Origin of the sequence: Massilia sp. CCM 8734 (assembly GCF_011682155.1) — a bacterium.
Taxonomy (GTDB): domain Bacteria; phylum Pseudomonadota; class Gammaproteobacteria; order Burkholderiales; family Burkholderiaceae_D; genus Telluria_A; species Telluria_A rubra.
Map to the genome: position 1 here is coordinate 68,066 of NZ_WHJI01000012.1, position 22,495 is coordinate 90,560.

The 22,495-nt window shown below is 63.8% G+C and carries 22 protein-coding genes; 15 read left to right on the top strand and 7 right to left on the bottom strand.

Annotated features, from left to right (window positions below; all coding sequences use genetic code 11):
• The first annotated feature begins 130 nt into the window (after window positions 1-130).
• Window positions 131-1,054, top strand: a complete 924-nt coding sequence (epsC, locus tag F2P46_RS13335; RefSeq protein WP_166890103.1) for a serine O-acetyltransferase EpsC — start codon at window positions 131-133, stop codon at window positions 1,052-1,054.
• 151 nt (window positions 1,055-1,205) lie between these two features.
• Here epsC and F2P46_RS13340 read toward each other — a convergent pair whose 3' ends face one another.
• From F2P46_RS13340 to F2P46_RS13360, 5 genes are read right to left on the bottom strand one after another with little or no spacing between them, the layout of a single operon-like run.
• Window positions 1,206-2,597, bottom strand: a complete 1,392-nt coding sequence (locus F2P46_RS13340; RefSeq protein ID WP_166890106.1) for an LLM class flavin-dependent oxidoreductase — start codon at window positions 2,595-2,597, stop codon at window positions 1,206-1,208.
• Window positions 2,598-2,601: 4 nt separating this feature from the next.
• Window positions 2,602-3,429 (bottom strand): MetQ/NlpA family ABC transporter substrate-binding protein, encoded by an 828-nt coding sequence (locus F2P46_RS13345; protein WP_166890109.1) that lies wholly within the window; start codon window positions 3,427-3,429, stop codon window positions 2,602-2,604.
• Between the two features lie 26 nt (window positions 3,430-3,455).
• A complete protein-coding gene (locus F2P46_RS13350) occupies window positions 3,456-4,118 on the bottom strand; it encodes a methionine ABC transporter permease (RefSeq protein WP_166890112.1) in 663 nt (220 codons plus the stop codon).
• Window positions 4,111-4,926 carry a methionine ABC transporter ATP-binding protein gene (locus F2P46_RS13355; protein WP_166890115.1) on the bottom strand — a complete coding sequence of 272 codons (816 nt, stop codon included), beginning with the start codon at window positions 4,924-4,926 and terminating at the stop codon, window positions 4,111-4,113. The genes F2P46_RS13350 and F2P46_RS13355 overlap by 8 nt, the downstream gene beginning before the upstream one ends.
• Window positions 4,927-4,930: 4 nt before the next feature.
• Window positions 4,931-6,142 (bottom strand): acyl-CoA dehydrogenase family protein, encoded by a 1,212-nt coding sequence (locus F2P46_RS13360; RefSeq protein ID WP_166890118.1) that lies wholly within the window; start codon window positions 6,140-6,142, stop codon window positions 4,931-4,933.
• A 209-nt stretch (window positions 6,143-6,351) separates the two neighbouring features.
• Here F2P46_RS13360 and ssuE point away from each other — a divergent pair, with 209 nt between their 5' ends.
• The 5 genes from ssuE to F2P46_RS13385 all read left to right on the top strand — a co-directional run bounded on the left by ssuE (window position 6,352) and on the right by F2P46_RS13385 (window position 10,706).
• Window positions 6,352-6,930 (top strand): NADPH-dependent FMN reductase, encoded by a 579-nt coding sequence (gene ssuE, locus F2P46_RS13365; protein ID WP_166890121.1) that lies wholly within the window; start codon window positions 6,352-6,354, stop codon window positions 6,928-6,930.
• A gap of 71 nt (window positions 6,931-7,001) precedes the next feature.
• On the top strand, window positions 7,002-7,925 hold the full coding sequence (locus F2P46_RS13370) for a sulfonate ABC transporter substrate-binding protein (protein WP_229509272.1): 924 nt from the start codon (window positions 7,002-7,004) through the stop codon (window positions 7,923-7,925).
• A 16-nt stretch (window positions 7,926-7,941) separates the two neighbouring features.
• Window positions 7,942-9,090 carry an FMNH2-dependent alkanesulfonate monooxygenase gene (ssuD, locus tag F2P46_RS13375; protein WP_166890126.1) on the top strand — a complete coding sequence of 383 codons (1,149 nt, stop codon included), beginning with the start codon at window positions 7,942-7,944 and terminating at the stop codon, window positions 9,088-9,090.
• A gap of 2 nt (window positions 9,091-9,092) precedes the next feature.
• Entirely contained in the window at window positions 9,093-9,917 is an 825-nt protein-coding gene (gene ssuC, locus F2P46_RS13380; RefSeq protein WP_229509258.1) for an aliphatic sulfonate ABC transporter permease SsuC, read from the top strand.
• Window positions 9,918-9,947: 30 nt separating this feature from the next.
• Complete coding sequence (locus F2P46_RS13385) at window positions 9,948-10,706, top strand: ATP-binding cassette domain-containing protein (RefSeq protein WP_166890129.1); 759 nt, start codon at window positions 9,948-9,950, stop codon at window positions 10,704-10,706.
• 26 nt (window positions 10,707-10,732) lie between these two features.
• Here the strand turns inward: F2P46_RS13385 and F2P46_RS13390 are convergent, their stop codons facing one another.
• Window positions 10,733-11,266: a hypothetical protein gene (locus F2P46_RS13390; RefSeq protein WP_166890132.1), complete on the bottom strand. Its 534-nt coding sequence runs from the start codon at window positions 11,264-11,266 to the stop codon at window positions 10,733-10,735.
• Between the two features lie 60 nt (window positions 11,267-11,326).
• Window positions 11,327-11,602 carry a DUF2798 domain-containing protein gene (locus tag F2P46_RS13395; protein WP_229509259.1) on the bottom strand — a complete coding sequence of 92 codons (276 nt, stop codon included), beginning with the start codon at window positions 11,600-11,602 and terminating at the stop codon, window positions 11,327-11,329.
• 57 nt (window positions 11,603-11,659) lie between these two features.
• Here F2P46_RS13395 and F2P46_RS13400 point away from each other — a divergent pair, with 57 nt between their 5' ends.
• The 9 genes from F2P46_RS13400 (at window position 11,660) to F2P46_RS13440 (ending at window position 22,462) form a co-directional block, all read left to right on the top strand.
• Entirely contained in the window at window positions 11,660-12,547 is an 888-nt protein-coding gene (locus tag F2P46_RS13400; protein ID WP_229509260.1) for a LysR family transcriptional regulator, read from the top strand.
• Window positions 12,548-12,615: 68 nt separating this feature from the next.
• Entirely contained in the window at window positions 12,616-13,428 is an 813-nt protein-coding gene (locus F2P46_RS13405) for an endonuclease/exonuclease/phosphatase family protein (RefSeq protein WP_166890134.1), read from the top strand.
• Window positions 13,429-13,453: 25 nt separating this feature from the next.
• Complete coding sequence (gene clsB, locus F2P46_RS13410) at window positions 13,454-14,614, top strand: cardiolipin synthase ClsB (protein WP_166890136.1); 1,161 nt, start codon at window positions 13,454-13,456, stop codon at window positions 14,612-14,614.
• A gap of 98 nt (window positions 14,615-14,712) precedes the next feature.
• Window positions 14,713-15,087 carry an RNA-binding S4 domain-containing protein gene (locus F2P46_RS13415; RefSeq protein WP_166890138.1) on the top strand — a complete coding sequence of 125 codons (375 nt, stop codon included), beginning with the start codon at window positions 14,713-14,715 and terminating at the stop codon, window positions 15,085-15,087.
• 551 nt (window positions 15,088-15,638) lie between these two features.
• Complete coding sequence (locus F2P46_RS13420) at window positions 15,639-16,247, top strand: TetR/AcrR family transcriptional regulator (RefSeq protein ID WP_166890140.1); 609 nt, start codon at window positions 15,639-15,641, stop codon at window positions 16,245-16,247.
• Window positions 16,248-16,350: 103 nt separating this feature from the next.
• The gene (locus F2P46_RS13425; protein ID WP_166890142.1) at window positions 16,351-18,141 is read left to right on the top strand and encodes an acyl-CoA dehydrogenase C-terminal domain-containing protein; all 1,791 of its coding nucleotides are present in this window, start codon (window positions 16,351-16,353) and stop codon (window positions 18,139-18,141) included.
• 174 nt (window positions 18,142-18,315) lie between these two features.
• Complete coding sequence (locus F2P46_RS13430) at window positions 18,316-20,712, top strand: 3-hydroxyacyl-CoA dehydrogenase/enoyl-CoA hydratase family protein (RefSeq protein WP_166890144.1); 2,397 nt, start codon at window positions 18,316-18,318, stop codon at window positions 20,710-20,712.
• Between the two features lie 61 nt (window positions 20,713-20,773).
• The gene (locus F2P46_RS13435) at window positions 20,774-21,220 is read left to right on the top strand and encodes a YiiD C-terminal domain-containing protein (protein ID WP_166890146.1); all 447 of its coding nucleotides are present in this window, start codon (window positions 20,774-20,776) and stop codon (window positions 21,218-21,220) included.
• A gap of 45 nt (window positions 21,221-21,265) precedes the next feature.
• Window positions 21,266-22,462 carry an acetyl-CoA C-acyltransferase gene (locus F2P46_RS13440; RefSeq protein WP_166890148.1) on the top strand — a complete coding sequence of 399 codons (1,197 nt, stop codon included), beginning with the start codon at window positions 21,266-21,268 and terminating at the stop codon, window positions 22,460-22,462.
• Window positions 22,463-22,495 lie beyond the last annotated feature (33 nt).

The window sequence follows — 22,495 nt, forward strand, 5'->3', positions numbered from 1 at the left end:
AAACTTCAAATTTGAGGAAAATAATCAACTGCGACAACACCTGATTTCTTTACAGCAGTGCGAGAAAAACAGATATGCAAGTGCAAAATAATTCGTTCCGTTTCCGGCGCGCCTGAGCTAGGCTCGGCTCATGAAAAACGACCTTCCCGAACCTGCCAGCTGCCGCGCGTCGCATTGGAACCTTGGCCCCGTGATCGAGCAATTGCGCGTCTCGCGCGAGGCCACGCACAACATCCGCCACCACGGGCGGGTGCGCGAGCTGCCCTCGCGCGAGGCCCTCACCGTCATCGTCAATGGCCTGTCGGCGGCGCTGTTCCCGACCCATTACGGACGGCCCAACCTGACCGACGAAAGCATCGACTACTTTGTCGGCGACACCCTTACCACGACCCTGAACCGGCTGGTCGAACAGGTACGCCGCGGTTTGCTGTTTTCGGCCGCGCCGGATCTCGCCGGCGACGAAGAACTGGAGCAGCAGGCAGCGGCCATCACGCGCGACTTCGCCGCCGCCCTGCCGGACATCCGCGCGCTCTTGGTGTCGGACGTGCAGGCCGCGCTGGCGGGCGACCCGGCCGCCACTTCGGTGGCCGAAATCATGCTGTGCTACCCCGGCACCATCGCCATCCTGTACTACCGCTTCGCGCACCGCCTGCACCAGCTGGGCGTGCCGTTCCTGGCGCGCCTGGTGTCGGATATCGGCCACTCGCTGACCGGGATCGACATCCATCCGGGTGCGCGCATCGGCGCCAGCTTCTTTATCGATCACGGTACCGGCGTGGTGATCGGCGAGACGGCCATCATCGGCCAGCGCGTGCGCCTGTACCAGGCCGTGACCCTGGGCGCCAAGCGCTTCCCGGCCGATGAAAACGGGGTCTTGATCAAGGGCGTGGCGCGCCATCCGATCGTCGAGGACGATGTGGTGATTTATGCGGGAGCGACCATTTTGGGACGGATTACCATCGGCGCCGGTTCGACCATCGGCGGCAATGTGTGGCTGACCGACAGCGTGGCGCCGGGCAGCACGGTGTCGCAGGCGCAGATGCGCAGCGATTAGCGCGTTACTCCCGCCATTACTCAGATCATGTGCGCCGCTCAAGGCGGCGCATGCGCGCCAGCGGCGCCGAAAATTCAGCCGCAACCGGGAAGGACCGACAGGGTGGCCAGTTGCAGGATGTCGCGCCGTTTCATGGGGTTCTTGAGGTGGGTCAGGCTGCCGACTGAAGCGGCCGATCGATACGGACCTGGCGGCCGTGGTGGCTGGCGGGCAGGCGCGCGCCCTTGCCGGTCAATTGGTGGCGCAGGGTGGCGCCGACGCTGTCGCCGTCGCTGCGGTAGCGGCCACGCCGCTGCAGCTCCGGTACGACCAGCTCGACGACGTCGCGCATGGTTTCATGGGAGATGGCAAAGGCGAGGTTGAAGCCATCGACGCCGGTTTGCTCCATCCATGTTTCGAGCTGGTCTGCCACTTCGCCCGGCGAGCCCACCAGGATCGGGCCGCGTCCTCCCAGGCCGATGAAGCGGGCCGCTTCGCGCACCGTCCATGTGCGCGACGGGTCGGCCGCGCTGAGCGAGGCCAGGGCGGAGCGACCGGCTTCGGTCTCGATGTAGTCGATGGTGGCGTCGAGCGGGATGCGGCTGAAGTCGACGCCGGTCCAGCCGGACAGCAGGGCCAGGGCGGCATCGATATTCACATGGCGCTGGTAGTCCTCGTATTTGGCGCGCGCTTCGTCGGAGGTGGGCGCGGTGACGACCAGCGCCTGCGCGTAGACCAGCAGGGCGTCGCCATCGCGGCCGGCGGCGCGCACGGCGGCGCGCGTGTCGTCCACGTAGCGCTTGACCACGTTCACACTCGGGCCGCTGACAAAGGTCGCTTCCGCGTGGCGCGCCGCGAACGCCATGCCGCGCGGCGAGGCGCCGGCCTGGTACAAAAAGGGCGTGCGCTGCGGCGATGGTTCGCACAGGTGGATGCCGGGCACCTTGTAGTGGCGGCCTTCATGGTTGATCGGGTGGACTTTGTCCGGATCGGCATACACGCCGCGCGCCTTGTCGCGCACCACGGCGTCGTCCTCCCAGCTTTTCTCCCACAGCTTGTAGACCACGTCGAGATATTCGTCGGCCAGGTCGTAGCGTTCGTCGTGGGCGAGCTGCTTTTGCAGGCCCAGGTTGCGCGCCGCGCTGTCGAGATAACCGGTGACGATGTTCCAGCCGATGCGCCCTTTCGTCAGATGATCGAGCGTCGAGATGCGCCGCGCAAAGGTGTACGGATGTTCGTACGTCAGGGCGGCCGTGACGCCGATTCCCAGGTGACGCGTGGCGCCGGCGATGATCGGCGCCAGTGCCAGCGGATCGTTCAGCGGCGCCTGCACCGCATGGCGCAGCGCCGCGTCGGCGCTGCCCTGGTACACGTCGTACACGCCCAGCACATCGGCCAGGAAAATGGCGTCGAAGCGGCCCGCTTCGAGCAGTTGCGCCAGTTCGATCCAGTAGTCGGCGTCGAGGTAGCGGTGGCTGTCGTCGCGCGGGTGGGTCCACAGCCCGGGCGACTGGTGGCCCACGGTGTTCATCTGGAACGCGTTGAAGCGGATCGGTTTGCCCATGATGCTATTTGGCTGCCGCTTGCAGGGCCAGCTGGTAGTCGGTCTTGGCGTAGCCGGCGAAATGCTTGTTGGTCACCGCCAGGAACTCGGGCGAGCGGTAGGCCGCCGCCAGGTCTTTGGCGAACTGCTTTTGCTTGTCGGCGCTGCGCACCGCCACCAGGTTGATGTAGTTCGGCGAGATTTTTTCCGTGGCCAGGGCTTCGGTCAGCTTCAGGCCCGATGCCAGCGCATAGTTCCCGTTCACAAAAGAGTAGTCCACGTCTTGCAGCGAGCGCGGAAGCTGGGCCGCTTCCAGCGGCACCAGTTTGATCTTCTTCTGGTAGCTGGCGATGTCTTTTTCCGACGCGCGTACCGGGTCGAATTTGTCGCGCAGCTTGATCCAGCCCAGTTGATCGAGCAGTACCAGCGCGCGTGCCTGGTTGGTCGGGTCGTTCGGCAGCGCCACGGTGCTGCCGTCTTTGACTTTGGCCAGCGATTTGTGCTTCTTGCTGTAGATGGCGATCGGCGCGGTCGGAATGGTCACCAGGTCGGTCAGCGCCAGTTTGTGCTCGGTCGCGAATTTGGTCAGGTAGACGATGTGCTGGAACACGTTGGCGTCGAGCGAGCCTTCAGCCAGCGCAAAGTTGGGCTGGATGTAGTCGTTGAACTCGATCAGCTTGATCTTGTAGCCCTGTTTTTCGAGGATCGGTTTGATCCCCAGCTTGATCTGGTCCGCGTACGGGCCGGCGCTGGTGCCGATGACGATTTCTTTCGGGTCCTTGGCGGCGCTGGCGGATGTAGCGATAGCGAGGCCGGCGATGGCGGCAAGAATGGTACGGCGTGCAATGAACATGGTGTCCTCTGTTTAAAGTGAGTGAATTAGCGCTGGTCGATGCGGCGCGCGATGCGGGTGCCGGTGAACTGGATGGTCTGCACCAGCACCACCAGGATGGCGACGGTGATGAGCATGATGTCGGTTTCGAAGCGGTAGTAGCCGTAGCGGATCGCCAGGTCGCCAATGCCGCCGCCGCCCACCACGCCGGCCACCGCCGAATACGATAAAAAGCTGATCGACAGCACGGTTAGCGCCAGCACCAGGCCGGAACGCGCTTCCACCAGCAGCACGCGGGTGACGATCTGGAATTCGGAGGCGCCCATGGCGTGCGCCGCTTCGATTACGCCGCGCGGCACATCGCGCAGGTTCTGTTCCACCAGCCGCGCAAAGTAGGGAATAGCCGCGAAAGAGAGCGGCACGGCGGCCGCCAGCGGACCGATCGAGGTGCCGGCGATGAGGCGCGTGAACGGCACCAGCGCCACCAGCAAAATAATGAAGGGGAAGGAGCGCACGGCGTTGACGATCCAGCCGAGCACCAGCGCGAGCGGGCGGTTTTGCATCGACTGGCCGTCGGCCACCAGAAACAGCACGACGCCGAGCGGGCCGCCCAGCACCACGGCGGCGGTGAGGCCGATCGCCAGCATGGTCATGGTCTGGCCGAGCGCCACCCACAGTTCGGGCAGCAGGGTGGCGATATTATCAAACATGTTCAACTCCTTTCCATGCGCTGGCGGCGAAACCTTCGCTGCCGTAGTAGGCCAGCTCGCGCCCCAGTGCGGTAATGCGCGCGCTGCTTGTATCGGCCAGCGCGAATTGTTCGGCCAGGGCGCCGTCTTCGATCACCGCGACCCGGTTGCAGATGGCGCCCAGCACCGACAGCTCATGGCTGACGATGACGACGGTCACGCCTAGGCGCACATTGATGTCGCGCAGGGTGTCGAGCAGGGAGCGGGTGGTTTCGGCGTCCAGCGCGGATGTCGGCTCGTCGCACAGCAGCACGTCTGGTCGGCTGGCCAGCGCGCGGGCGATAGCGGCGCGCTGTTTCTGGCCGCCGGAGAGCTGGGCCGGATAGTTCTCGGCCTTGTCGGCAAGACCGACCAGCTCCAGGCATTCGAGCACGCGCGCGGCCAGGCGCGGCGCGTTCAGGGTGCCGTGAATGCGCAGCGGGAAGGCGACGTTCTCGTACACGGTGGCGTTTTGCAGCAGGTTGAACTGCTGGAAAATCATGCCGATGTTCTGGCGCGCGTCGCGTAGTTCGCGCTTGCCCAGCGCGGTCAGTTCGCGCCCTGCCACGGTGATGGCGCCGCGGTCGGGACGTTCGAGCAGGTTAATCAGGCGCAGCAAGGTCGACTTGCCGGCGCCGCTTTTGCCGATCAGGCCAAACACGTCGCCCTTGTCGACGGTGAGAGTGACGCTCTTGACGGCGTCGAAAGTGCCGCCGCGCGGCAGGGTGAAGGATTTGCTGGCGCCGTCGATGCGGATCAGCGGTTCGGCGGGAGTGGTATGCGTGCTCATGGTGTCAGGAATAGGCGGTCGGTTCGGGAACGCTGCCATCGAGGACATAGCGTCCGAGGTCGCGCAGCTTATAGTCGATCGGGTCGTGCAGGGTGTGCACGCGCACGTTGCGCCAGAAACGGTCGTAGCCGAATTTGGCCGAGGTGGCGCGCGCGCCGGTCAGCTCGAACATCTGGCTGCTGATTTCGATGCCGGCGCGGTGCGACAGGGCTTTCGCTTCGGCCACGGCCACCGCCACTTCGCCGCGTTCGCGTGCGTTGAGCAAGGCGCCCTTGTTAAAGGCGCGTTCCAGTTCATGGGCCGCGTGGTCGGCCAGCACCTGGGCGGGGCGCAGCAGCAGCCACAGTTGGCCGTAGCGGTGCTGGATGAGCGGGTCGTCGGCAGCGGCCTCCACGCCGGACGCGAACCACGGGCGCGACTGCTCGCGCGTGTACTCGCGGGCGGCGTCAAAAGCGCCGCCGGCGATGCCCAGGTACAGATTGGCCATGATCAGCTGCGCCACCTGCGAGCGCAGGGTCGCTTGCGCGGTGGGGACCTGGCCGGGCGCTTGCAGCACGTACTGCGCCGGCAGGTGAACCTGGTCGAAGTGGACGTTGCCGCTGTCGGTCTGCTTCTGGCCGAAGGCGTCCCAGTCGGCCTGCACGCGCACGCCCGCCTGCGCGGTCGGCACCACGCCGATCAGCGCTTCGCCGGCGGCGGCGTCCCAGGCCGACACGGTCAGCCAGTCGGAACCGACCGAGCCCGATGAAAAGCTTTTGACGCCATCAAGGGTAAAGCCGTCGGCGCCGCGCAGCGCCGTGGTGCGCTGGTCGAGGGGATTCAAGGCATTACCCCAGAACAGGCCCTGTTCGACAGTGCTTGTCAACAGGTGGCGCTGCTGCTGCGCGCTGCCATACAGGCGAATCCCGGCCAGTTGCAGGTGATGGAAGCCGAACACGTGGGCCAGCGCGCTGTCGGCCCGCGCCAAGATGCGGATCGCCTCGTACACGACCGGCCACGGGGCGCCCTGGCCGCCGAATTCGGTGGGGATCGACAGCGTCAGCAAACCCGATGCGCGGATCCATTCGCGTTCTTGGGCCGCGTGGCCGCCGTCGCGGTCACGCTGCACCGCGCTTGCGGCAAGGCGCTCGGCGAGGGCGGTGGCGACCCCCAGCGGATCGCTGGCGGGAACATCGGCGGAGGTATCGGAAGCGGGGCGGAGCAGGGTGGCTGACATGGTGGAACAAGCCTTGATGGACAGTCGAGGGTGCCAGTATTGCACCGGGGGTGGGGCGGCGTGAACGAAGATATCCGCCCTTCCTTATGCGGAAACCGATGGAACGAAAAGCGCATATCGAAGCGCAAAAGCATTCGTTCCGATTTACGCGCGTGCGCCGTAGCCTGTGTCCATTCGTTTGTTTGACCTCACACCGGATCGGAAAAATCATGAGTGTACTTTTGCTGGGCGGGAGCCCGTCGGTATCGTCGAGCGGCGCCAGGCTGCTGCAGCACGTGGGCGACAAGCTCGCCCTGCACGGCCATCGCTGCCACACACTCCAGGTGCGCGATTTGCCGGCGCAGGCGCTGCTGCATGCGAGCTTCGACGATCCGGCCATCGTGCGGGCCACGGCGCTGCTGCAGGGCGCCGACGCCGTCGTCGTCGCCACGCCGGTGTACAAGGCGTCTTACACGGGCATCCTGAAAGCCTTCCTCGACCTGCTGCCGCAAGATGGCCTGGACGGCAAGCTGGTGCTCCCGCTGGCTACCGGCGGCAGCCAGTCGCACATGCTGGTGCTCGATTACGCCTTGCGGCCGGTGCTGGCGTCGCTTTCGGCGCGCTTCATCCTGCCGGGGATTTATGCCACCTCCGACCAGCTGCGCTGGAACGCCGCCACCGGCTTGAGCCTCGATGCGCCGATTGCGGCGCGCGTGGCGCGCGGTGTGGAGCAGCTCTCGTCCGAGCTGTTCGCGCTGCCGCAGCGCCGTCAGCAAGCGCAGCACGCCCGGCATTCCCTGGCTGCCTGACCATTCAAAAGAGAGAGCGCATCATGACTTCGCATCTGGAACAACGCAGCGCGCGCCGCCGCACCCTGGGAATGCTGTTCGCCGCCGCCGTTACAGGGGCCTTGCCCGGCGCCGCCAGTGCGCAAAGCGCGAAGGTGGTGCGCATCGGTTACCAGAAATACGGCACGCTCACGCTGCTCAAAGGGCGCGGTACGCTGGAAAAACGGCTGGCCGCCAAAGGCGTGACGGTCAAGTGGACCGAGTTCCCGGCCGGCCCGGTACTGCTCGAAGGGCTCAATGTCGGCAGTATCGACTTCGGCACGGTGGGCGAAGCGCCGCCGATCTTCGCCCAGGCAGCGGGGGCCAACCTGGTCTACGTGGGCAACGAGCCGCCGTCGCCAGGGTCGGAAGCGATCGTGGTGCCCAAGGGTTCGACGATCCGCACGCTGGCTGATTTGAAGGGCAAGAAAATCGTCCTCAACAAGGGCTCGAACGTGCACTACCTGCTGGTGCGGGCGCTGGAAAAAGCCGGCATCGACTACAAGGATGTGCAGACCGTGTTCCTGCCGCCGGCCGACGCGCGCGCCTCGTTCGAGCGCGGCGCGGTGGACGCGTGGGTAATCTGGGATCCGTTCCTGGCCGCCGCCGAAAAGCAGCTCGGCGCGCGTGTGCTGGCCGATGGCACTGGCCTGGTGTCGAACCACCAGTTCTACCTGGCGGCGCGCCCGTACGCCGAGGCGCAGCCGGAGATTGTCCGCATCGTCATCGAGGAACTGGCCAAGGTCGATGAGTGGGGCAGCAAGAATATCAAGGACGTCACCGCCATCCTGTCTGCGCAGACGGGCCTGGAGAGCAGCATCGTGGAGCTGGCGGCGCAACGCTATTCGTATGGCGTCAAGCCGGTCACCCCGGAAGTCATTCGCGAGCAGCAGAAGATCGCCGATGTCTTCGCCAAGCTCAAACTGATTCCGAAACCGATTGTCGTCAAGGATGCGCAGCTGGCGTTCAAGCTCTAAATTCAGGAGTAATACCATGTCGTTGAATGTGTTCTGGTTTATCCCCACCCATGGCGATAGCCGCTATCTTGGTACCAGCAAGGGTGCGCGCAGTGTCGATGCCGACTATCTGCGCCAGGTCGCCGTTGCAGCCGATACCCTCGGCTACGACGGCGTCCTTCTGCCAACCGGGCGTTCCTGCGAGGACGCCTGGGTGGTGGCCTCGTCGCTGATGGCCGTCACGCAGAAGCTCAAGTTCCTGGTGGCGATCCGTCCCGGCCTGTCGACGCCGGGGCTCGCAGTGCGCATGGCCTCGACCTTCGACCGCCTGTCGAACGGGCGCCTGTTGATCAATGTGGTGACCGGGGGCGACCAGGGCGAACTGGAAGCGGACGGCCTGTTTGCGGACCACAGCAAACGGTACGAAATTTCGGATGAATTTTTCCGCATCTGGCGCGCCACCATGGCGGGCGAGGGCGGCGCGGCCGGTTACGATTTCGAGGGCAAGCATTTGCAGGTCAAGGGCGCAAAAACCCTGTACCCGCCGGTGCAGAAGCCATATCCGCCGCTGTATTTCGGCGGTTCGTCCGAACCGGCGCACGAACTGGCGGCCGAGCAGATGGACGTGTACCTGACTTGGGGCGAGCCGCCGGCGGCCGTGGCCGAGAAGCTGGCCGATATTCGTGCGCGCGCCGCCAAACATGGACGCACCTTGCGCTTCGGGATTCGCCTGCATGTGATCGTGCGCGAAACGAACGAGGCGGCGTGGCGCGCGGCCGACGAATTAATCAGCCATCTCGATGACGACGTCATCGCCAAGGCGCAGGCGGCGTTCGCGAAGATGGATTCGGTCGGCCAGCGCCGCATGACGGCCCTGCACGGCGGCCGGCGCGACAAGCTGGAGGTGTCGCCCAATCTGTGGGCCGGCGTGGGCCTCGTGCGCGGCGGCGCCGGCACCGCGCTGGTGGGCGACGCCGAAACGGTGGCCGCGCGCATGCGCGAATATGCGGACCTGGGGATCGAGACCTTCATCTTGTCCGGCTATCCGCACCTGGAAGAATCGTACCGCTTCGCCGAACTGGTGTTCCCGCTGCTGGGCAAGGGAAAACAAGCGGGCGAACAGTCGATCACGGGGCCGTTCGGCGAGATGATGGCCAGCGATATCTTGCCGAAGAAGGCGGCCTGACCATGGCCGGCGCTGACGCGGCCTTGGCCTTGGCCTCGGCCTTGGCATCGGCCTTGGCCTTGCGCGGCCGGCAGCGGCCATCGGCACTGGCGCCGTGGGCGCTGCCGGTGGCGCTGATCCTGGCCTGGCAGGTGGCGGCGCAGGCCGGCTGGCTGTCGAGCCGCATCCTGCCGGAGCCGTGGGCCGTGGCCAAGGCGTTCTGGACCCTGGCCGTGTCGGGCGAGCTGTGGCAGCACCTGCGTACCAGCCTGTGGCGCGCGGTGAGCGGGTTTGCCATCGGCGCCGGGCTGGGTCTGCTGCTGGGCTTGTTGAACGGCAGCGTCAAGCGGGCTGAGACCTTGCTCGATACCACCCTGCAAATGATCCGCAACATTCCGGCGCTGGCCTTGATTCCGCTGGTCATCCTGTGGTTCGGCATCGACGAGACAGCCAAGCTGTTCCTGCTGGCCATCGGCGTGTTTTTTCCGGTGTATCTGAATACCTTTCACGGCATTCGCTCGGCCGACCAGGGCCTGATCGAGATGGCGCGCAGTTATGGTTTGTCGGGCTGGCCGCTGTACCGCGATGTGATCTTGCCGGCGGCGCTGCCGTCGATCCTGGTGGGTGCGCGCTTTTCGCTGGGGCTGGTGTGGGTGCTGCTGATCGTGGCGGAAACCATTTCGGCCCAAGCCGGTATCGGCTACATGACCATGAATGCGCGCGAATTCCTGCAAACCGACGTCGTGCTGGTTGGCATTTTGCTGTACGCCCTGCTGGGCAAGGCCGCCGATCTGTTGTCGCGCGGCTTGGAAAAGCACTTCTTGCGCTGGAATCCGGCGTACCGCTGATCACCATCGGAATAGGCATCGGGATAGAGCATGCAAATCAATCGGATCGAGGAAAGCACGGTCGGCGCGGCCGCCGCGCTGGGTCAGCATGGCGTGGCTGTGTCGCTGCGCGGTGTGACGAAAAGCTACGCCGGACGTGAAGTGCTGGGCGGAATCGACCTGGATCTGGCGCCCGGCGAGTTCGTCGCCGTGATCGGACGCAGCGGTTGCGGCAAGAGCACCTTGCTGCGCACCATCGCGCAGCTCGAAACCCTGGACGCCGGCCAGATCCGCATCGGCGATGGGCGCCGCGATCCGGACGTGCGCATCATGTTCCAGGAAGCGCGCCTGTTGCCGTGGAAGAGCGTGCTGGAGAACGTGGCGCTGGGTTTGCCGGGTCCGCGCGAACGCGCCGCCGCCGCGCTGGACACGGTCGGACTGGCGGCGCGCTCTGGCGACTGGCCGACGGAATTGTCCGGCGGCCAGCGTCAGCGCGTGGCGCTGGCGCGCGCGCTGGTGCACGAGCCGCAATTGTTGCTGCTCGACGAACCGCTGGGCGCGCTCGACGCCTTGACCCGCATCGAGATGCAACACTTGATCGAATCGCTGTGGCTGGCGCGCGGCTTCACCGCCGTGCTGGTCACGCACGATGTGCAGGAAGCGCTGGCCCTGGCCGACCGCGTGCTGCTGGTCGAGGACGGGCGCATCAGCCTGGACCTGCACGTGGACTTGCCGCGTTCGGGCCGACGTGGCACGGCCGCGTTCGCCGCGCTGGAGCAAAGCGTGCTGGCACGGGTGCTGCGCAAATAGATCGGGTGGCGCTGGCCGCGCTGCCCTTATTCCTTGCCGATACTGCGGCGCTGTTGTCGGGCGTCCGCCTGGCTTACCCGGTCGAGCACTGCATCGAGCGCGACCAGGTCATCGGGGTCCGGCCCCAGATCGCTTGTCTTCACGTTGCGGATGCTGCGCAGTTTCTTTGACTCGATGTAGATTTTGCCACCCCGCATGTGCGCGGGCGACCATGAAATCCGGTCGCCTTCCTGGCTGACAACGACTTCACCACGCCAGTCGGTGAAACTCGGCCCCCATTCCCCAATGCCTTTCTTGAACACCCTGCGTGTGCCGCCGGCCTCGCCCAGGAAAACCTGTTTCACCTCGACGTCCATGCGCTCGCAGCCACCGCCGTTGTTGATGCAAATCCATTGCCTTCCATCCTGCGGCGCGCGCGCGACGCAGGGATCGGGGCATTCCTCCGTACCATAAGCCAGCAAGACCACGCGCTGCGCCTTTCCTGCCAATAGAACGTCTTGCGCCGTTGCTTGCGCGGTAAATGCCAGCAGTACCAGCATGCACGTTTTAAAATGGTTCATCGCTGACTTTCCATGTGAAATATTGCGCGAAGATTAACATCTTAATCAGTGAAAGTTCGATCAAGCCGGTTTGTGATCGATGAAACGCTGGCAGAAGCGCTGCACCGTGGGTCCGCACAGCATCACGATCGTGAACGCAGCCGGCCATGCGGCCAGGAATGCCCGCATCCAGCGCGCTGGATAGTCCGGACCGAACCCGAGATTGAGCCACGTTACCCATCCTGTCATGAGAAACGACATCAGTGCCGACATCACGACGCTGAACAGCAGCCGTGTCTTGAATTGGTTAGACATGTTGTTCGCCTTGAAGTTCCAGAAGCCGATCAGCGTAATCAATTGCGAATAGCTATACTAGGCCGACAACATCAATCTCTAATTCCCAAAAACGACATCATGATGCTCGATGACCTGTCCCTGTTCGTCGCCATCGTCGAGGCCGGCAGCCTGGCGACGGCGGCCGGCAGCATGCAACTGCCAGCCGCTACGGTGACGCGGCGATTGCAGGCGCTGGAGCGCGCGCTCGGCTACAAATTGCTCAACCGCAGTGCACGCCGCATGCAGCTCACGGCCGAAGGTGCGCAATACTACGAACAGTGCCGCCCGCTGATCCATGCGCTGCGCCAGGCCACCCAGCGCCTCGATGCCACCCTGGGCGCCATTTCCGGCAATATTCGCGTGCTGGCTCCCGTGCATCTGGCGCAGGGCTACTTCCGGCAGGCGTGGTCGGGCTTCCTGCGGTCCTATCCCGAGGTGACGCTGGAGGTGGAGATGTCGAACGAGCTCGTCGACGTGGTCGGCAGCGGCGCCGACCTGGCGATCCGCGTGGGCGAGCAGCAAGATTCCAGCCTGAACCAGAAGCTCCTGGCCAGCACCGACCTGATGCTGGTTGCCTCGCCGGCCTACCTGGAAGCGGCCGGCGTGCCGCGCACGCCAGGCGAGCTGGAGGCGCATGCGCGCATCGTCGGCCGTCCGCTCACACGCTGGAAACTGCGCGATCCGGCCGACAGCCAGGAGGTCGTGGTGCAGGGCGCGCCGCGCTTCCAGGCCAACCAGATGGACCTGGCGCTGTCGATGGCGCTCGACGGCTTGGGCATCATGCTGTGCCCCGGCACCATGGGCCGCCAGCACGTGGCCTCCGGCGCGCTGGTGGTGGTCCTGCCCGGCTGCAGCACCGAGCGGCGTCACATTTATGCGGCCTGGTCGCAGCAGCGCTACCTGCCGGCGCGGGTGCGCGCCTTGCTCGATTATCTGAGCCAATTCGCCGCCGTCCATCCGCTGTGAGCGCGCAGCGCGTGCGCACGATAGAGTTTCTTCTGAAAAACATTCACCGAAGGGGTTAGAATGTTCCCATGAAGATTCGTGTCGCTACCTATAATATCCACAAAGGCGTGTCCTCCATCCGGAGCACACCACGCGTGCTGGCCCTGAAAAAGGCCATTGCCCAATTCGATGCGGACGTCGTGTTCCTGCAGGAAGTCCAGGGCAAGCACGACCGCAACTCGGCCAAGTTTGGCGACGAGAGCCGGGGACACCGCCATTGGCCCGAGCGTGCCCAGCACGAATATTTCGCGGGCGACTCGCATCATTCGGCCTACGGCATGAACGCCGTCTACGATCACGGTCACCACGGCAACGCCTTGCTGTCGGCGTATCCCATCGGCGGCACGCATAACCATGACGTGTCGGACCATGCCTATGAACAGCGCGGCATCCTGCACTGCATCCTCGATACGCCCCAATGCCAGGTGCACTGCTACGTCGTCCACCTGGGCCTGTTCGAATCGGGGCGCGGACGGCAGACGCAGGCGCTGATCGATTGCGTGAAGGCATCGGCGCCGAATGGCGAGCCGGTCATCATCGCGGGCGACTTCAACGACTGGCGCAACAACCTCAGCGACAAGCTGCGCAGTGAGCTGGGCGTGGTCGAAGTGTTCGACGAACTGGGTGCGCGTTCCCGCCTTGGCGACCTGGTGCGCAGCTTTTCGGGGCGCGAAAAGCCGGTCACGCCGGCGCGCACCTTTCCCGCCGCGTTGCCGTTTTTCCGCCTCGACCGCATCTATGTGCGCGGCTTCAAGGTGGACGCGGCCGAGGTCTTGCATGGTACCTTATGGGCGAAATTATCCGATCACGCCCCGATCGTGGCCAACCTCAAGCTGGCCTGAGGCTTTGCAACCAACCTGAAGCACTATGCGCTCGGTCCATTACACCGCCCACAACGATATCACCCTGCTTGAAACCGGACTGGAGTTCTTCCCGGCCTTGATTGCGGCAATTGATGCGGCGCAGTACGACATTTACTTCGAAACCTACATCTTCGCCGACGACGCCACCGGCCGTTCGGTGGCCGACGCCCTGTGCCGCGCTGGCGAGCGCGGCGTGAAGGTGCGCGTGGTCACCGACTGGTGGGGCACCGGGCATGCGCAATCGACCCGCCTGGGCATGGCCTTTGCGGCCGCCAACGTGCGTTTTCGCGCCTTTAATGCCTGGTTCAAGCGCGGCGTGACCCGCACCCACCGCAAGATTGTCGTGGTCGACCGCGCGGTGGCCTTTGTCGGCGGCATTAACGTCAACGACGACTGGTACTGCGATTACGATCCGGGCAAGCGCCTGCCGGCGCCGCGCTGGGACTTTGCGGTGCAGGTGCGCGGCTCGCTGGTGGCGGCCATCCACCACGAAATGCAGGCCCAATGGGCGCGCGTGGGCCATCTGGGGTTGATGAAGCGGATCGGCCTGTTCCGCGAAATGCGCAAGGACCAGGCGCAGGAAGGCGACAAGCCGATGCAGGCCGCCTTCGTGGTGCGCGACAGCCTGCGCAACCGCCACACCATCCAGCGCGCTTACCTGCACGCCATCGGCCACGCCAAGAAAAGCGTTCTGCTGGTCAATCCCTACTTCGCCCCCGGACACAAATTTCGCAAGGCCCTGGCCATCGCGGCCGAGCGCGGCGTCGAGGTCAAGCTGCTGATCGGCGTGGGCGAAATCAAGCTGCAGGACATGGTGGCGCGCTCGTTCTATCCGAAGCTGCTCGACAGCGGGGTCGAAGTATACGAATACCGCAAGACCCAGCTGCACGCCAAGGTGGCGGTGGTCGACGACGACTGGTCGACGGTCGGGTCGAGCAATTGCGATGGCTTGTCCCTGTTTTTGAACCAGGAAGCCAATGTGGTGGTCAAAGACCACGCATTCGCGCGGACGATGCGCGAGCACATCCGGCGCGGGATTGCGGAGGGCGTCATGATTTGCCAGGAAGATTTTGAACACGTGGGATGGGTACGGCGCAGCGGCTACGAGGTGGCGTATTTCTTCTATAAAATGGCGATGCGGATTTTCGCTATAGGATATGCCTGATGGACAATGTACGAATAATGGGTACGGCGCAGCGGCTACGAGGTGGCGTATTTCTTCTATAAAATGGCGATGCGGATTTTCGCTATAGGATATGCCTGATGGACAATGTACGAATAGACAAATGGTTATGGGCGGCGCGCTTTTTCAAGACGCGCTCGCTGGCGACGGATGCGGTCGATACGGGCAAGGTGCGCCTCGACGGCGAGCGCATCAAGCCGGCGCGCACGGTCAAGCTGGAGGACAAGCTTTTCATCGACAACGGCGCCGACACGTGGGAAGTGCGGGTGATGGGCATTTCGGACGTGCGGGGTGGGGCGCCGGTGGCGCGCACCTTGTATGAAGAAACCGAGGAAAGCGTGAGCAAGCGCGAGAACGATGCCGAGGCGCGCAAGCTGTACCGCGAGCCGGGGACGACCATCAAGGGCCGGCCGACCAAGCGCGACCGGCGTGCGATCAGCAAGGCGGGGGAGTAGGGCGTTCGGCGTGGTTTTTCGACCTGACGAACGCGGCAGGTCGGCGGCACCATTGCCGTACTGCTAACGCAGCGCCGCCGCTGAACAGCTGCGGCCGCGCTGAACGGCCGCCGCAACCGCCGTGATTGCGCAACCGCCGTCATTCCGCAGCCCCCGTCATCCCCGCAACCTCCCCCGTCATCCCCGCAACCTCCCCCGTCATTCCCGCGCAGGCGGGAATCCAATTTCCCTAAGCCGCCTGTAACTACGGCACGAACTTGGATTCCCGCCTGCGCGGGAACGACGAGCCAGGGCTTGCGGGCATGACGGGGAGACTGCGGCAATGACTTGAGGCAGCGAAAATGACGGTATGCGCCCAACATAAGCGCAGTAGCGGCAATAATCGTTCAAAATCGCATCTATTGCTGCGCCGCAGCAATAGACCCCCACCTCTAAGTTCCCGTTTGACATTTGCTTTGTAGTGGATAATAGTACGAGCGTTCGGATTTATATTCAACGGGTCGCATTTTTAACTACCAACGGGACCATCTATTAACACTTCAGTCAAATTCATGCGCAAGGGCGAACTCACGCGGGCCGCCATTCTGGACGTCGCTCTCGACCTCGCCAGCCGCGATGGTCTCGAAGGGCTGACGATCGGTTTGCTCGCGGACAAAATGAACATGAGCAAGTCTGGCGTGTTCGCGCACTTCGGTTCGCGTGAAGACTTGCAGATGGAAGTGCTCAAGCTCTACCACCACCGTTTCGAGCAGGAAGTGTTTTTTCCGAGCGTCAAGGAGCCGCGCGGCATTTCGCGCCTCAAGGCCATGAATGCCCGCTGGATCAAGCGCGTCAGCGTCGAGATCGCCTCCGGCTGCATCTATATCAGCGGCGCCGTCGAATACGACGACCGTCCCGGCCCGATTCGCGAAGAACTGGTGTCGATGGTGCGTGCGTGGCAGGGAGCACTGCTAAGATGCGTGGAGCAGACCATCGAATGCGGCGACCTCAAGCCCGATACCGACGCCAAGCAGATGGTCTACGAGATGTACGGCCTGATCCTGGCGCTGCACCACGATGCGCGATTCCTGCGTCGTCCGGGCAGCGTCGATCGCGCGCGCAGCGGCTTCGAGCGCCTGATCATGAATTACCAGAATCCGTCCAAGAATCAAGCGCAATAAGCGAATCAAATCGCAGTAATCGAATCAAGTACCGAGTCATCACCTTGCCGGGTCCAGCAGTCGCTGGCCTGGTCATCAACCATACGTTCGTCAGGAGAAAATCATGGGTCAATACGTCGCGCCAATTCGGGATATGCAGTTCGTGCTGCACGAGTTCCTCAATATATCCGACGAATTGAAGCAGTTGCCGAAATTCGAAGATGTCGACGCCGACATCATCAACCAGGTGCTGGAAGAGGGTGCCAAGTTCACGCAGGACGTGCTGTTCCCGCTGAACCACTCGGGCGATCGCGAAGGCTGCCACTATGATGCGGCGACCAAGTCGGTGACCACGCCAAAAGGCTTCAAGGAAGCCTACAAGCAGTACGTCGACGGTGGCTGGGCAGCGCTCGCGTGCGACCCGGAATACGGCGGCCAGGGCCTGCCGGTCGTGCTGAACAACTCGTTCTACGAAATGCTCAACTCCTCCAACCAGGCCTGGTCGATGTACCCTGGCCTGTCGCACGGCGCCTACGAGTGCCTGCTGGAGCACGGCACCGACGAACAGAAAAAAACCTACCTGCCGAAACTGGTCTCGGGCGAATGGACTGGCACCATGTGCCTGACCGAATCGCACTGCGGCACCGACCTGGGCATGCTGCGCTCGAAAGCGCTGCCGCAGGACGACGGTTCGTGGCTGATCACCGGTTCGAAGATTTTCATCTCGGCCGGCGAACATGACGTCGCCGAAAACATCCTGCACCTGGTGCTGGCCCGCGTGCCGGACGCACCGGAAGGCTCGAAAGGCATCTCGCTGTTCCTGGTGCCGAAGTTCCTGCCGAACGCGGACGGCACCCTGGGCGAGCGCAATCCGATTTTCTGCGGCGCGATCGAAGAAAAAATGGGCATCCACGGTAACTCGACCTGCCAGATGAACCTGGACGGTGCCAAAGGCTGGATCATCGGCCAGCCGAACAAGGGCCTCAACGCCATGTTCGTGTTCATGAACGCGGCCCGCCTGGGCGTGGGCATGCAGTCGCTCGGCCTGACCGAAGTGGCGTACCAGAACGCGCTGGTGTATGCCAAAGACCGCATCCAGATGCGCAGCCTGTCGGGCGTCAAGGCACCTGACAAACAAGCCGACCCGATCATCGTGCACGCCGACGTGCGCCGCATGCTGCTCACCGCCAAGGCCTACGCCGAAGGCGCGCGCGCATTCACGTCCTACGCCGCGCTGCAGATCGACCGCGAACTGCATCACCCTGACGAACAAGTGCGCAAGGATGCCGCCGACGAAGTCGCGCTGCTCACGCCAGTCATCAAGGCCTTCATTACCGACAACGGCTGGATCGCCACGTCGGAAGCGATGCAGGTCTACGGCGGCCACGGTTACATTTCCGAGTGGGGCATGGAGCAGTACGTGCGCGACGCGCGCATCAACCTGATTTACGAAGGCACCAACACGATCCAGTCGCTCGACCTGCTGGGCCGCAAAGTCCTGATGGACAACGGCGCCAAGCTGCGCAAGTTCGGCGAGAAGATCAAGAACTTCGTTGAAGAAAACGGCACCGATGAAGCACTGTCGGAGTTCATCACGCCGCTGGGCGACCTGGGCGACAAGGTCACCAAGCTGACCATGGAAATCGGCATGAAGGCATTCCAGAATCCCGATGAAGTGGGCGCGGCGGCGGTTCCTTACCTGCGCGTTGTCGGTCACCTGATCTACAGCTATTTCTTCGCGCAGATGGCGAAGATCGCGCTGGCCAAGGAAGACTCGGGCGACAACTTCTACAAAGCCAAGCTGGCCACGGCGCGCTTCTACTTCGCGCGCCTGCAGCCTGAAACGGCCATGCTGATCCGCCAGGCGCGTTCCGGCTCGGCCAACCTGATGGCGCTCGACGCCGACTTGTTCTAATACGCTCAATGCTCCCTGCGGCCAGCGGTACCCGCACCGTCGTTCCCGCGCAGGCGGGAACCCAAGTTCGCAGCGTATCGACGAACTTGGACCCCCGCCTTCGCGGGGGCGACGGTCAGGTGGCGCGGCGTGACGGGATACGCAATCAGTAATCTGGAAAAACAAAGGAAAGCCATGACCAATTTCATCGTTAAAAAAGTCGCCGTGCTCGGCGCCGGCGTGATGGGTGCGCAAATTGCCGCCCACTGCGTCAACGCCAAAGTACCGGTCGTCCTGTTCGACCTGCCTGCCAAAGACGGCAACAAGAACGGCATCGTCCAGCGCGCCATCGACAACCTGAAAAAACTCAGCCCTGCGCCACTCGGCAACAAGGATGACGCCGCGCTGATCGAAATCGCCAACTACGAAGACAACCTCGAGCTGCTGGCCGGCTGCGACCTGATTATCGAAGCCATCGCCGAGCGCATGGACTGGAAACACGACCTGTATAAAAAGGTCGCTCCGCACATCGCGCCGAACGCGATCTTCGCGTCGAACACCTCGGGCCTGTCGATCACCACCCTGGCCGACGGTTTCGACGCCGAACTCAAAGCGCGCTTCTGCGGCGTTCACTTCTTCAACCCGCCGCGCTACATGCACCTGGTCGAAATCATCCCGACCGAGTCCACCAAGCCCGAAATCGTCGACCAGCTCGAAGGCTTCCTGACCACCACCCTGGGCAAGGGCGTCGTGCGCGCCAAGGACACCCCTAACTTCATCGCCAACCGCGTCGGTATCTTCGGCATGCTGGCGATCATCCACGAAGCCGAAAAATTCGGCCTGACCGTGGACGTGGTCGACGACCTGACCGGCGCCAAGCTCGGTCGCGCCAAGTCGGGCACCTTCCGTACCGCCGACGTGGTCGGGCTGGACACGATGGGCCATGTGATCAAGACCATGCAGGACAACCTGGCCGACGATCCCTTCTTCGCCGTCTACAAAACCCCGGACGTGCTGGCCAAGCTGGTCGCCGCCGGTGCGCTCGGCCAGAAAGCCGGCGCCGGTTTCTACAAAAAGGTCGGCAAGGAGATCCAGCGCCTCGATTTTGCCACCGGTGACTACGTCGCCGGCGGCGGCAAGGCTGCCGACATCGTCGCCCGCATCCTGAAAGAAAAGGATCCGGTCAAGAAGATGAAAGCGCTGCGCGAATCGACCAACCCGCAAGGCCAGTTCCTGTGGGCGATCTTCCGCGACGCCTTCCACTACATCGCCGTCCATCTGGGCTCGATCGCCGACAACGCGCGCGACGTCGACTTCGCGATGCGCTGGGGCTTCGGCTGGAACGTCGGTCCTTTCGAAACCTGGCAGGCATCGGGCTGGACCCAGATCGCCAACTGGGTCAAGGAAGACATCGACGCCGGCAACGCACTGTGCTCGGCGCCGCTGCCGGCATGGGTGTTTGAAGGCCAGGTCGCCGAGAAAGGCGTACACACGCCTGAAGGTTCGTTCTCCGCGTCGAAAAACGCATACGTGCCGCGTTCCACCTTGGCCGTGTACGAGCGCCAGCCGTTCCGCGCACCGGTGCTGGGCGCCGGCGCTGTCGACGGCAAGACCGCCGGCGTGACCTTCCACGAAGACGACTCGGTGCGCATCTGGCACCAGAACGACGACGTGCTGATCATCTCGCTCAAGACCAAGATGCACGTCATCGGCGAAGGCGTGATCAACGGCCTGAAAATGGCGCAAGCCGAAGCTGAGAAAAACTTCAAGGGCCTGGTCATCTGGAATGCCGACGCAGCCGAAGGCGGCGCCTTCTCGGCCGGCGCCGACCTGCAAGCCGCACTGCCGCTGTTCATGCAAGGCGGCGCCAAGGCCATGGAGCCGGGTATCGCGCTGCTGCAAGATACCTTCATGGCGATGAAATATTCGAGCATTCCGGTGGTCGCCGCGGTGGCGGGCCTGGCACTGGGCGGCGGCTGCGAAATGGCGCTGCACGCGTCCAAGCGCGTCGCCTCGATCGAGTCGTACATCGGCCTCGTTGAAGTCGGCGTGGGCCTGATTCCAGCCGGCGGCGGCCTGAAAGAAGCGGCTGCACGCGCTTCCAGCGAAGCCAAGGGTTCGGACGTCCTGCATTTCCTGAAAACCGGCTTCACCAACGCGGCAACGGCCAACGTGTCGAAATCGGCGCTGGAAGCGAAGGCGATGGGCTACCTGAAAGAAGACGACATCATCGTCTTCAATCCATATGAGCTGCTGCACGTGGCCAAGGTGGAAGCGCGCGCCATGTTCGACGCCGGCTACCGTCCTCCGATGAAGAAGACGATCACCGCGACCGGCCGCTATGGCTGGGCGACCATCCGTGCGCAACTGGTCAACATGCGCGACGGCGGTTTCATCTCCGCGCACGACTACAAGCTCGGCGACATGATCGCCGAGATCGTGTCCGGCGGCGATATCGACCAGGGCAGCCAGTTGAGCGAGCAGTGGTTCCTCGACATGGAGCGCAAGGCCTTCCTCGAACTGCTGAACCATCCGAAATCCCAGGAACGGATCATGGGCATGATGCAGACCGGTAAACCGGTACGCAACTGATCGACCCGCAATGTCGATCCTGAGCTTAGCGTTCAAATTTCTACTGCGAGTGAGGCCAAGCATGGTGTATGACCGTATCAAGCAGCAAATGATGGACACGCTGCCGTTTGTGCAGCTGCTGGGAATCCGGATCGACGCGATCGGCAACGGCACCTCCGAGGTGTCGATGCCGGCCGACCCGAAACTGAACAACCACCTCGGCACGCAGCACGCCGGGGCGCTCTTCACGCTGGCCGAAACGGCCTCCGGCGCGGCCATGGCGGGCGCGTTCGCCGACCTGATTCTCGGTCTGCGGCCGGTGGCCAAGGAGTCGCGCATCGAGTACCAGAAAGTGGCCAAGGGCGCGACGCGCGCCAGCGGCCGCGTTCCGGGCGATGTGGCGGCACTCAAGGCCACGCTCAAGGCGGACGGCAAGGTGGCGTTTCCGGTGGAAGTCGATATCTTCGACGAACACGGAACGCTGGCGGCGCAGGTGCAGGTCGACTGGTATTTGTCCGAAAAACGGTAATCAGTGCATCCCCATTTCGAACCACAGAATTTTTGAGAGAACACTATGAGCAAACAACTTCAAGACGCCTACATCGTCTCCGCAACCCGCACCCCGATCGGCAAGGCGCCGCGCGGCATGTTCAAGTCCATGCGCCCGGACGACCTGCTGGTGCGCGCGATCCAGTCCGCGATGGCGCAGGCGCCCGGCCTCGATCCGGCGCTGATCAACGACGCCATCATCGGTTGCTCGTTCCCGGAAGCCGAACAAGGCTTTAACATCGCCCGCATGTCGGTGCTGCTGGCCGGCCTGCCGAAAACCGTCGGCGGCGTGACCGTCAACCGTTACTGCGCATCGGGCATCACCGCCATTGCCATGGCGGCCGACCGCATCCGCGTCGGCGAAGCCGATGTGATGATCGCCGGCGGCGTCGAATCGATGTCGATGGTGCCGATGATGGGCCACCACCCATCGATGAACATGAATATGTTCACCGACGAAAACGTCGGCATGGCCTACGGCATGGGCCTGACCGCGGAAAACGTGGCCAAGCAGTGGAAAGTGACGCGCGAGCAGCAGGACGCGTTCTCGGTCGAGTCGCACCGCCGCGCCATCGCCGCGCAGCAGGCCGGCTTCTTCAAGGACGAGACCACCCCGGTCGAGATCATCACCCGCACGCCGAATCTGGCCACCGGCCAGGTCGACATCACGACCCGCACGGTCGATACCGATGAAGGCGCGCGCGCCGATTCGACCATCGAGTCGCTCGGCAAGCTCAAGCCGGTGTTCGCGGCCAAGGGCACCGTCACCGCCGCCAACAGCTCGCAGATGTCCGATGGCGCCGGTGCGCTCCTGATCGTCAGCGAAAAAATCCTGCGCGAGCATAACCTGACCCCACTGGCCAAGTTCTCCTCGTTCGCGGTGCGCGGCGTGCCGCCTGAAATCATGGGCATCGGCCCGAAGGTGGCCATTCCGGCAGCGCTGGCCGCCGCCGGCATCACCCAGGACCAGCTGGACTGGATCGAACTGAACGAAGCGTTCGCCGCGCAGGCGCTGGCGGTGATCGGCGACCTGGGCCTGGACCCGGCCAAGGTCAACCCGATGGGCGGCGCCATTGCGCTGGGCCACCCGCTGGGCGCGACCGGTGCGATCCGCGCCGCGACCGTGATCCACGCGCTGCGCCGCAATAACCTCAAGTACGGCATGGTCACGATGTGCGTCGGTACCGGCATGGGCGCGGCAGGCATTTTCGAACGCGTATAAGCATCGGTTAAACTGCAGGGGACCCTATAGGGA

What these genes read in the sequence shown, in the direction of transcription:
- epsC (WP_166890103.1), top strand. Translation starts at nt 131, where the DNA reads ATGAAAAACGACCTTCCCGAACCTGCCAGCTGCCGCGCGTCGCATTGG.
- F2P46_RS13400 (WP_229509260.1), top strand. Translation starts at nt 11,660, where the DNA reads ATGATGCTCGATGACCTGTCCCTGTTCGTCGCCATCGTCGAGGCCGGC.
- F2P46_RS13370 (WP_229509272.1), top strand. Translation starts at nt 7,002, where the DNA reads ATGCTGTTCGCCGCCGCCGTTACAGGGGCCTTGCCCGGCGCCGCCAGT.
- F2P46_RS13355 (WP_166890115.1), bottom strand. Translation starts at nt 4,926, where the DNA reads ATGAGCACGCATACCACTCCCGCCGAACCGCTGATCCGCATCGACGGC.
- F2P46_RS13350 (WP_166890112.1), bottom strand. Translation starts at nt 4,118, where the DNA reads ATGTTTGATAATATCGCCACCCTGCTGCCCGAACTGTGGGTGGCGCTC.
- F2P46_RS13345 (WP_166890109.1), bottom strand. Translation starts at nt 3,429, where the DNA reads ATGTTCATTGCACGCCGTACCATTCTTGCCGCCATCGCCGGCCTCGCT.
- F2P46_RS13340 (WP_166890106.1), bottom strand. Translation starts at nt 2,597, where the DNA reads ATGGGCAAACCGATCCGCTTCAACGCGTTCCAGATGAACACCGTGGGC.
- F2P46_RS13415 (WP_166890138.1), top strand. Translation starts at nt 14,713, where the DNA reads ATGGACAATGTACGAATAGACAAATGGTTATGGGCGGCGCGCTTTTTC.
- F2P46_RS13440 (WP_166890148.1), top strand. Translation starts at nt 21,266, where the DNA reads ATGAGCAAACAACTTCAAGACGCCTACATCGTCTCCGCAACCCGCACC.
- F2P46_RS13425 (WP_166890142.1), top strand. Translation starts at nt 16,351, where the DNA reads ATGGGTCAATACGTCGCGCCAATTCGGGATATGCAGTTCGTGCTGCAC.
- F2P46_RS13405 (WP_166890134.1), top strand. Translation starts at nt 12,616, where the DNA reads ATGAAGATTCGTGTCGCTACCTATAATATCCACAAAGGCGTGTCCTCC.
- F2P46_RS13430 (WP_166890144.1), top strand. Translation starts at nt 18,316, where the DNA reads ATGACCAATTTCATCGTTAAAAAAGTCGCCGTGCTCGGCGCCGGCGTG.
- F2P46_RS13385 (WP_166890129.1), top strand. Translation starts at nt 9,948, where the DNA reads ATGCAAATCAATCGGATCGAGGAAAGCACGGTCGGCGCGGCCGCCGCG.
- ssuE (WP_166890121.1), top strand. Translation starts at nt 6,352, where the DNA reads ATGAGTGTACTTTTGCTGGGCGGGAGCCCGTCGGTATCGTCGAGCGGC.
- F2P46_RS13435 (WP_166890146.1), top strand. Translation starts at nt 20,774, where the DNA reads ATGGTGTATGACCGTATCAAGCAGCAAATGATGGACACGCTGCCGTTT.
- F2P46_RS13420 (WP_166890140.1), top strand. Translation starts at nt 15,639, where the DNA reads ATGCGCAAGGGCGAACTCACGCGGGCCGCCATTCTGGACGTCGCTCTC.
- F2P46_RS13360 (WP_166890118.1), bottom strand. Translation starts at nt 6,142, where the DNA reads ATGTCAGCCACCCTGCTCCGCCCCGCTTCCGATACCTCCGCCGATGTT.
- F2P46_RS13390 (WP_166890132.1), bottom strand. Translation starts at nt 11,266, where the DNA reads ATGAACCATTTTAAAACGTGCATGCTGGTACTGCTGGCATTTACCGCG.
- clsB (WP_166890136.1), top strand. Translation starts at nt 13,454, where the DNA reads ATGCGCTCGGTCCATTACACCGCCCACAACGATATCACCCTGCTTGAA.
- ssuD (WP_166890126.1), top strand. Translation starts at nt 7,942, where the DNA reads ATGTCGTTGAATGTGTTCTGGTTTATCCCCACCCATGGCGATAGCCGC.
- ssuC (WP_229509258.1), top strand. Translation starts at nt 9,093, where the DNA reads ATGGCCGGCGCTGACGCGGCCTTGGCCTTGGCCTCGGCCTTGGCATCG.